The organism is Rhodosalinus sediminis, assembly GCF_003385555.1.
In the GTDB taxonomy this organism is placed as follows: domain Bacteria; phylum Pseudomonadota; class Alphaproteobacteria; order Rhodobacterales; family Rhodobacteraceae; genus Rhodosalinus; species Rhodosalinus sediminis.
The window spans coordinates 1-8,369 of sequence record NZ_QOHR01000044.1; the positions used below are offsets into that span (position 1 = coordinate 1).

An 8,369-nucleotide genomic window follows, 5' to 3' on the forward strand; every position below is an offset into this window, starting at 1 on the left:
TACGGGGTCCTTTTTCCATGCCGGTTCGCACCGGGCCGACGCGGGCGGTGCGCGGTGTCGGAAGTCCGGTTCCCGGGCCGTCGGCGACTTCGTCGGAGGGACGTGGTCGGAGCCTCACGCCCGCGGCCGGTCGACGGCGACCGCGACCGCGGGGTCCAGATGCGCTGGTTTCCCAGGAAGCAGGTGCCGGTACTGCGCCTCTCGAAAGCGGCCGTGCCGCCCTGCGGCGAGGTCGCTTAGGCGCGGTTCAGCGCGCTCTGCGCCGCGGGAGGCCCGGGGGGATGCGTGCGCGAGAGGGCCGCGCGGCGCTGACCGCGCCGCGGGAGGGGGCGCTGCCCCCTCTTGGCCTTTCGGCCAATTCACCCCCGGAGTATTTGGACCAAGATGATGAGCGCGAGCCGACCGACTGCGGCCCTGTCCGCGGGCCTTCGCGCAGGGCCGCGGCATGGCCGACGCCGGGGGCGTGCGGGCGCGGCGCCCTGCGGCTTCAGTCCTCCGGCGCGCCGTATCCGCCGGCGGTGGGCGTCGTGACCACCACGGCGTCGCCCGGCGCGAGGCGGCTCTGATCGGCGGCGCGCAGGCGCTCGACGCCCCCCTCGGCGCGGTGGATCTCGGTCAGGCCGACGCGGCCGGCGCCGCCGCCGGCGAGGCCCTGCGGCGGGCGCTCCCGGTGGGAGGACAGGATCGCCATCTCCATCTCCTCGAGGAAGCGGATGCGCCGCGTCGTGCCGTCCCCGGCCGGGAAGCGCCCCGCGCCGCCCGAGCCCCCGTCGATGCGGAAGTCCTCCAGCACCACCGGGTAGCGCAGTTCCAGCACCTCCGGGTCGGTCAGGCGCGAGTTCGTCATGTGCACGTGCACCGCGTCCGTCCCCGCGAAGCCCGTGCCGTCGTTGCGCACGCCGGCCGGGCTGCCGGAGCAGAGCGTCTCGTAGTACTGGTGGCGGGCGTTGCCGAAGGTGAGGTTGTTCATCGTGCCCTGGCTGTTGGCCATCGCGCCGAGCGCGCCGAAGAGCGCGTTGGTGACGTGCTGGCTCGTCTCCACGTTGCCGGCGACCACCGCGGCCGGGTAGCGCGGCGCGAGCATGGAGCCCTCGGGGATCACGATCCGCACGGGGCGCAGGCAGCCCGCGTTCATCGGGATCGCCGCCTCCACCATCACGCGGAAGACGTAAAGAACGGCGGCGCGCGTCACCGGCTCGGGCGCGTTGAAGTTGTTGGCCTGCGCGTCCGACGTGCAGGAAAAATCGACCGTGGCCTCGCCTTTGTCGCGGTCGACGGTGATCTTCACGCAGATCACTTGGCCCGTGTCGGTGGGGTATTCGTACGCGCCGTCCGAGAGGCGGCCGATCACGCGGGCGACCTCGGCGGCGGCGTTGTCCTGCACGTGGGCCATGTAGGCCTGTACCACCTCAAGCCCGAACTGGTCGATCATCGCGCGCAGCTCGGCCGCGCCGCGGGCGTTGGCGGCGACCTGGGCCTTCAGGTCGGCGATGTTCTGGTCCGGGTTGCGGGCGGGATACGGGTGATCGGTCAGGAGCTGGAGCACCTCCGCCTCGCGGAAGCGCCCGCCCGCGACGAGGCGCAGATTGTCGAAGAGCACGCCCTCCTCCTCGACGCTCGTGGCGAGCGGCGTCATGGAGCCCGGCGCGACGCCACCCACGTCCGCGTGATGCCCGCGGGAGGCCACCCAGAAGAGGATCGTCTCGCCCCCCGCGTCGAAGACCGGCGTGACCACGGTGATGTCGGGCAGATGCGTGCCGCCGTTGTAGGGCGCGTTCAGCGCGAAGACGTCGCCGGGGCGCACCTCGCCCGCGTTCAGGCGGATCACGGTCTCCACGCTTCGGTCCATGGAGCCGAGGTGCACCGGCATGTGCGGCGCGTTGGCCACCAGCGCGCCGTCGGCGTCGAAGACCGCGCAGGAGAAATCCAGCCGTTCCTTGATGTTGACCGAGCGCGCGGTCTTCTGCAGCGCGACGCCCATCTGCTCGGCAATGTTCATGAAGAGGTTGTTGAACACCTCCAGCAGGACCGGGTCCGCCTCGGTGCCGACGGCGCGGGCGCGGGCGGCGGCCTTCACCCGGGTCATCAGGATGTGATCCTGCGCGGTGACCTCCGCGCGCCAGCCGGGTTCGACCACCACGGTCTGGTTCGGCTCGATGATGAGCGCCGGGCCCGTGACGTGGCGCCCGGGCGTGAGCGCGGCGCGGCGGACGACGCGGGCGACGTGGCGCGCCCCGCCGGAGTGCATGGGCACCTCGGCCTCGGCCGTGGCTTCGCCCGCGGACGTCTCGGCCGCGGGCTCCGGGTCGGCGGCGGGTTCGGCGGCCTGCCCCTCGATCTCGGCGGCCTCGATCACCAGCGCGGCCTCCGGCGCGGTGAAGCCGAACTCGGCCGCATGCGCGGCCTCGAAATCTGCGCGCGCGGCCTGCGCGTCGCCGTCCCAGGCGACGGGCAGCGCGGTGTCGGTGCCCGCGTAGCGCAGATGGAGGCGCGGCAGCGTCGTGATCTCGCCCGCCGCGACGCCCTGCCCGGCGAGGGCGGCGCGCACCTCGTCGCCGAGCTCGGCCAGCGTTTCGGCCACCTCCGGCAGCGTCTCCTCCGAAAGCGCGATCTCCATGCCGCGCTGGCGCGCCTCCGTCACGCGGGCGAGGCCGATGCCGTAGGCCGAGAGGAGCCCCGACAGCGGATGGACGAGCACCTTCGTCATGCCGAGCGCGTCGGCCACGAGGCAGGCGTGCTGCCCGCCCGCGCCACCGAAGGCGTTCAGCAGGTAGCGCGTCACGTCGTAGCCGCGCTGCACGCTGATCTTCTTGATGGCGTTCGCCATGTTCTCGACCGCGATGCGCAGGAAGCCCTCGGCGACCTCCTCGGCGGTCTTGCCCTCGGCCTCCGCGATCCCGGCGAATTTCGCCGCCACCGTCGCGCGGTCGAGCGGCTGGTCCTGGCCGGGGCCGAAGATCGCCGGGAAATAATCCGGGTTCAGCTTGCCGAGCATCACGTTGGCGTCGGTGACGGTGAGCGGCCCGCCGCGGCGGTAGCAGGCCGGGCCGGGATCGGCGCCCGCGCTGTCGGGGCCGACGCGGAAGCGCCCCGGCTCGGCGTGCAGGATCGAGCCGCCGCCGGCGGCGACGGTGTGGACCTTGAGCATCGGCGCGCGCATCCGCACGCCGGCGACCTGCGTCTCGAAGGCGCGCTCAAAGGCGCCGTCGAAATGCGCCACGTCGGTCGAGGTGCCGCCCATGTCGAAGCCGATCACCCGGTCCTCGCCGGCGATCTGGCCGGTGCGCGCCATGCCGACGACGCCGCCCGCCGGGCCCGAGAGGATCGCGTCGCGCCCCTTGAAGCGGTCCGCGGCGGTGAGCCCGCCCGAGGACATCATGAACTGAAGCGTCGGGCCTGGCCGGTCGGGCGGCGTCGCGCCCAGCGCGCCGGCCACGCGCTCCACGTAGCGCGCGAGGATCGGCGTCAGGTAGGCGTCCACCACGGTCGTGTCGCCGCGGCCCACGAGCTTGATCAGCGGCGAGACCTCGTGGCTGACGGAGACCTGCCCGAAGCCGGCCGCCCGCGCGGCCTCGGCCAGCCGCTTCTCGTGCTCCGGCGCGGTCCAGGCGTGCATGAGCACGATCGCCACCGCGTCGATGCCGTCGGCCTTCGCCGCGGCGAGCGCGTCGCGCGCGGCGTCGAGGTCGAGCGCCTGCTCCACGGTGCCGTCGGCGCGCACGCGCTCGTCCACCTCGACGACGCGCTCGTAGAGCATCTCGGGCAGGACGATCTCCTTGGCGAAGATGTCGGGGCGGTCCTGATAGCCGATGCGCAGCGCGTCGCGGAAGCCGCGCGTGATCAGGAGAAGCGTCCGGTCGCCCTTGCGCTCGAGGAGCGCGTTGGTCGCCACGGTCGTGCCCATCCGCACGGTGCCCACGCGCTCGGGCGGGATGGCGCCGGGGGCCGCGTCGAGAAAGCGCCGGATGCCCTCGATCGCGGCGTCCTCGTAGACGCCCGGGTTTTCCGACAGAAGCTTCATCGCCGAGAGCGCGCCCGAGGGCGCCCGCGCGATCACGTCGGTGAAGGTGCCGCCGCGGTCGATCCAGAAATCCCAGCGCCCTGCCTCGTCCGTCATCGCCCGCGGCCCCTCGTTCAGCATTCGACGGCAAATCGTTGACAAAATGTCGGCGTCTGGTCAAGCTGATCGCGCCGGGTCGAGGGCGGCGGACCCGGCGCCGTCGAAGCGCCGCCCGGCACAACAGGGACGACGCCCATGACCATTCGCCTTCTTCCGAGCCTTCCTGTCGCGCTCGCCTGCGCGGCGCTCGCGGGGCCCGCCGCGGCCGCGGAGTGGGACATGCCCACGCCCTACGGCGACAGCGTCTTTCACACGCAGAACATCCAGCAGTTCGCCGAGGACGTCGCCGAGGCGACCGACGGCGGGCTGGAGATCACCGTGCACTCGGCCGGCTCGCTCTTCGCGCACCCCGAGATCAAGGACTCCGTGCGCCGCGGGCTCGCGCCGATCGGCGAGGTTCTGATGTCGCGGCTCGCCAACGAGGACCCGATCTTCGCGGTGGACTCGATCCCCTTCCTCGCGTCGAGCTACGAGGAATCGCGCGCCCTCTGGGAGGCTTCGCGGCCGATGGTGGAAGAGAAGCTCGCCGCGCAGGGGCTGACGCTGCTCTACGCGGTGCCGTGGCCGGGCCAGAGCATCTACACGCAGGAACCGGTCGAGTCGACCGAGGACCTCGAGGGCGCCTCGTTCCGCGCCTACAACGCCGCGACCGAACGCCTCGCGCAGCTGATGGGCGCGGTGCCGACGCAGATCGAGACGGGCGACATCCCGACCGCCTTCGCCACCGGCCGGGTGGACGCGATGATCACCTCGCCCTCGACCGGCGTCTCGAGCCAGGCCTGGGACTTCACCTCTCATTACACCGACACGCAGGCGTGGCTGCCGAAGAACATGGTGATCGTGAACACCTCCATGCTCGAGAGCCTGCCCGAGGATCAGCGCGAGGCGATCATGGAGGCCGCCGCCGAGGCCGAGACCCGCGGCTGGGAGATGTCGCGCGCCGAGACCGAGACAAAGATGGCCACGCTCGAGGAGAACGGCATGACGATCTCCGCCCCCTCCGAGACGCTGTCCGAACAGCTCTCCGAGATCGGCGCGACCATGACCGAGGAGTGGCTCGAGGACGCCGGCGCCGAGGGCGCGGCGGTCGTCGAGGCCTACGAAGAGAACCTCTGAGACCGACGGCGGGGCCGCGCGGCCCCGCCTGCCCGTCCCCCGACATCGGAGAGCCGGAATGCGCCGGACGCTCGACCGCCTCTACGACGGCGCGCTGTGGCTCGCCGCCGTCACCTTCGCGCTGATCGCGGCTCTGGTGCTCGTGCAGATCCTCGGGCGGCTCGCCGACCGGGCCGCGCGGGCGATGGACCTGCCGCCGCCGGGGATCACGATCCCCTCGCTCGCGGAGTTCGGCGCCTTCCTCTTCGCGGGGGCGGTGTTTCTCGGCCTCGCGGGGACGCTGCAGGCGGGCGGACACGTCCGGGTCAAGCTCCTGGTGCGCGCGCTGCCCGAGGCGCCGGCGCGCTGGCTCGGCGCCGTGGTGAGCGCCGCCGCCGCGGCGCTCGCGGGCTTCGCCACCTGGTCGAGCGCGCTGCAGGCGCTCGACAGCCTTCGGTTCAACTCGGTGAGCTACGGCGTCGTGCCGATCCCGCTCGCCATTCCGCAGGGGGTGATGACGCTCGGCCTCGCGCTTCTGGCGGTGGCGCTCGTCGATTCCGCGGTGACGCTGGCGCGCGGCGGCACGCCGGCCTATCGCGCGTCCGAGGCCCGAACGGAGGCTGATACCGAAGCCAGCACCGGGGAGAGCGCCTGATGGAAATCGCCACCCTCGCGCCGATCCTCGTCGCGGTGCTCTTCGGGGCGCTCGCGCTGGGGCTCTGGGTCGGCTTCGCGCTGATCGCGGTCGGGCTCGTCGCCATGGTGCTCGCCGCGCCCGCGCCGCCGGAGCTCGTCTTCGCCACCAAGGTCTGGGGCGGGCTCTCCGTCTGGGACCTGACGGCGCTGCCGATGTTCATCTGGATGGGCGAGATCCTCGTGCGCTCGCGCCTCTCGTCGGACATGTTCGCCGGCCTCGCGCCCTTCACCGCGCGGCTGCCCGGCCGGCTCCTGCACGTCAACGTGCTCGGATGCGCGCTCTTCGCCGCGGTCTCGGGCTCCTCGGCGGCGACCACGGCCACCATCGGGCGCATGTCGCTGCCCGAGCTCAAGGCGCGCGGCTACGACGACCGCCTCGCCATCGGCACGCTCGCCGGCGCGGGCACCTTCGGCTTTCTCATTCCGCCGTCGATCATCCTGATCGTCTACGGCGCGGCCACCGAGCAGTCGATCGCGCGGCTCTTCCTCGCCGGCGTGCTGCCGGGCGCGATGCTCGCCGGACTCTTCGGCGGCTACGTCATGCTCTGGTCGTGGCTCAACCGCGACCGGATGCCCCCGCCCGAGCCGCCCGTCGACCGGCGGACGGCGCTCGCCGCCGCGGCGCGCCTCCTGCCGGTGATCGGGCTGATCGTGGCGGTGATCGGCTCCATCTACCTCGGCATCGCGAGCCCGACCGAGGCTGCTGTGATCGGCGTGACCGGCGCGCTGATCCTCGCCGCGGCGACCGGCGCCCTCTCGGTCGCGGGCTTCTTCGACGCGCTGCGGGCGGCGACGGTGACCACCTGCATGATCGCCTTCATCCTCGCCGGCGCGGCCTTCCTGACGGTGGCGATGGGCTACACCGGCATCCCGCGCGAACTCGCCCGCGAGATCGGGGAGCTCGGGCTCTCGCCCTATGCGCTGCTGGCGATGCTGACCGTCTTCTTCATCGTGATGGGCATGTTCCTCGACGGCATCTCCATCGTTGTGCTGACCGTCTCGATCATCCTGCCGATGGTGACGGCGGCGGGGATCGACCCGATCTGGTTCGGCATCTTCCTCGTGCTCGTGGTCGAGATGAGCCAGATCACGCCGCCCGTGGGCTTCAACCTCTTCGTGATCCAGACGATCACCGGGCGCGACATCTTCGCCGTCGCGCGCTACGCGCTGCCGTTCTTCCTGATCCTCGTGCTGGCCACCGCGATCCTCGCGCTCTTCCCGCAGATCGCGCTCTGGCTGCCGGGCACGATGCTCTCGCGATGAGCGATCCCGCGCGCAAACCCCGCGTCGGGCCGGTGGTGAGCTCGGCGCATCTCGCCGCCTCGGGGCTGCCGGAGCTCTCCGAGGTGGAATACGCGCTGACCATGGCGAACCACGCCTTCCACCGCTGGATCACGCGCTGCATGGACGCCGCCGGCGCGCCCGGCATGGCGCCGCTCGAGGTGCTGATCCTGCACCTCGTCAACCACCGCGACCGGCCCAAGACGCTCGCCGACATCCGGCTCGTGCTGCACATCGAGGACGCGCACCTCGTGAGCTACGCGGTGCGCAAGCTCGCCGAGCGCGCCCTCGTGACGACCGCGCGCAAGGGCAAGGAAAAGACCGTCGCGATCACGCCCGAGGGCACGGCGCTCTGCGCCCGCTACGCCGAGGTCCGCGAAGCGCTGCTCGTGGAACTCGCGCAGGAGACCGGCTTCGCGCCCGAGGAGATGTCGCGCCTCGCCGCCCTCCTGCGCGCGATCTCGGGGAGTTACGACCACGCCGCGCGGGCGGCGACCACGCTTTGAGCCTGCTGGGCCGCGCGGCCCGGCACGGCCGCTGGCTGCTGATCGCGGGGCTCGCCGCCGGCATCCTCTTCCCCGCCCTCGCCGAGCGCATGGCGGCGGCGATCGTGCCCTTCCTCTTCGTGATGCTCTGCGTCGCGGCGCTGCGCGAGGGGCCGCGCGCGGCGCTTCCGGGGCCGTCGCAGCTCCCCCGCGCGCTCGCGGCGACGGTGACGCTTCAGGCGGTGCTTCCGCTCTCCGCCGGGGCGGCGCTCTGGGCCGTGGGGGCGCTCGAGGCGCCGCTCGCCACGGCCGCCGTGCTCGCGCTCGCGGCGGCGCCGATCACCGGAACGCCGGGCCTCGCCGTGATGTCGGGGGCGGACGCGGGGGCGGCGCTGCGCCAGCTCGCGCTCGGCACGGCGCTCCTGCCGCTGACGGCGGCGCCCGTCTTCGCGCTGCTGCCCGCGTTCCCCGACCCGCTCGCGGTCGCGGGGGGCGCGGCGCGGCTCCTGGCGCTGGTGGCGCTCGCCGGGCTCGCGGCCGCCCTCCTGCGCCGGGCGGCGCCGGGGCTGACCGCCCCGGCCGCGCGGCCCGCGCTCGACGGGGTGATGGCGCTCGCCATGAGCCTCGTGGTGATCGGGCTGATGTCGGCGGTGGGGCCCGCCGCGCTGACCGCGCCGGGGGCGGCGCTCGGC

6 protein-coding genes are annotated in these 8,369 nt (G+C 73.1%); 5 read left to right on the top strand and 1 reads right to left on the bottom strand.

Annotated features, from left to right (window positions below; genetic code table 11):
- Positions 1-487: 487 nt before the first annotated feature.
- Positions 488-4,117, bottom strand: a complete 3,630-nt coding sequence (locus DRV84_RS14580) for a hydantoinase B/oxoprolinase family protein (RefSeq protein ID WP_115982009.1) — start codon at positions 4,115-4,117, stop codon at positions 488-490.
- Positions 4,118-4,255: 138 nt separating this feature from the next.
- On the opposite strand from DRV84_RS14580, the gene DRV84_RS14585 reads away from it, so the two are divergent.
- The 5 genes from DRV84_RS14585 to DRV84_RS14605 all read left to right on the top strand — a co-directional run.
- On the top strand, positions 4,256-5,236 hold the full coding sequence (locus DRV84_RS14585) for a TRAP transporter substrate-binding protein (protein ID WP_239995098.1): 981 nt from the start codon (positions 4,256-4,258) through the stop codon (positions 5,234-5,236).
- 58 nt (positions 5,237-5,294) lie between these two features.
- Positions 5,295-5,870, top strand: coding sequence for a TRAP transporter small permease (locus tag DRV84_RS14590; protein WP_115982001.1), 576 nt, complete (start codon positions 5,295-5,297; stop codon positions 5,868-5,870).
- Entirely contained in the window at positions 5,870-7,174 is a 1,305-nt protein-coding gene (locus DRV84_RS14595) for a TRAP transporter large permease (RefSeq protein WP_115982003.1), read from the top strand. Before DRV84_RS14590 ends, DRV84_RS14595 begins: the two co-directional genes overlap by 1 nt.
- Positions 7,171-7,698, top strand: coding sequence for a winged helix DNA-binding protein (locus DRV84_RS14600; RefSeq protein ID WP_115982005.1), 528 nt, complete (start codon positions 7,171-7,173; stop codon positions 7,696-7,698). Before DRV84_RS14595 ends, DRV84_RS14600 begins: the two co-directional genes overlap by 4 nt.
- The coding region (locus DRV84_RS14605; protein WP_115982007.1) for a hypothetical protein at positions 7,695-8,369 on the top strand (675 nt) is incomplete at its 3' end. The genes DRV84_RS14600 and DRV84_RS14605, both read left to right, overlap by 4 nt.

Excerpts from the sequence above, each read along its gene's own strand:
- DRV84_RS14580 (WP_115982009.1), bottom strand. The coding sequence starts at position 4,117 with ATGACGGACGAGGCAGGGCGCTGGGATTTCTGGATCGACCGCGGCGGC.
- DRV84_RS14600 (WP_115982005.1), top strand. The coding sequence starts at position 7,171 with ATGAGCGATCCCGCGCGCAAACCCCGCGTCGGGCCGGTGGTGAGCTCG.
- DRV84_RS14590 (WP_115982001.1), top strand. The coding sequence starts at position 5,295 with ATGCGCCGGACGCTCGACCGCCTCTACGACGGCGCGCTGTGGCTCGCC.
- DRV84_RS14595 (WP_115982003.1), top strand. The coding sequence starts at position 5,870 with ATGGAAATCGCCACCCTCGCGCCGATCCTCGTCGCGGTGCTCTTCGGG.
- DRV84_RS14585 (WP_239995098.1), top strand. The coding sequence starts at position 4,256 with ATGACCATTCGCCTTCTTCCGAGCCTTCCTGTCGCGCTCGCCTGCGCG.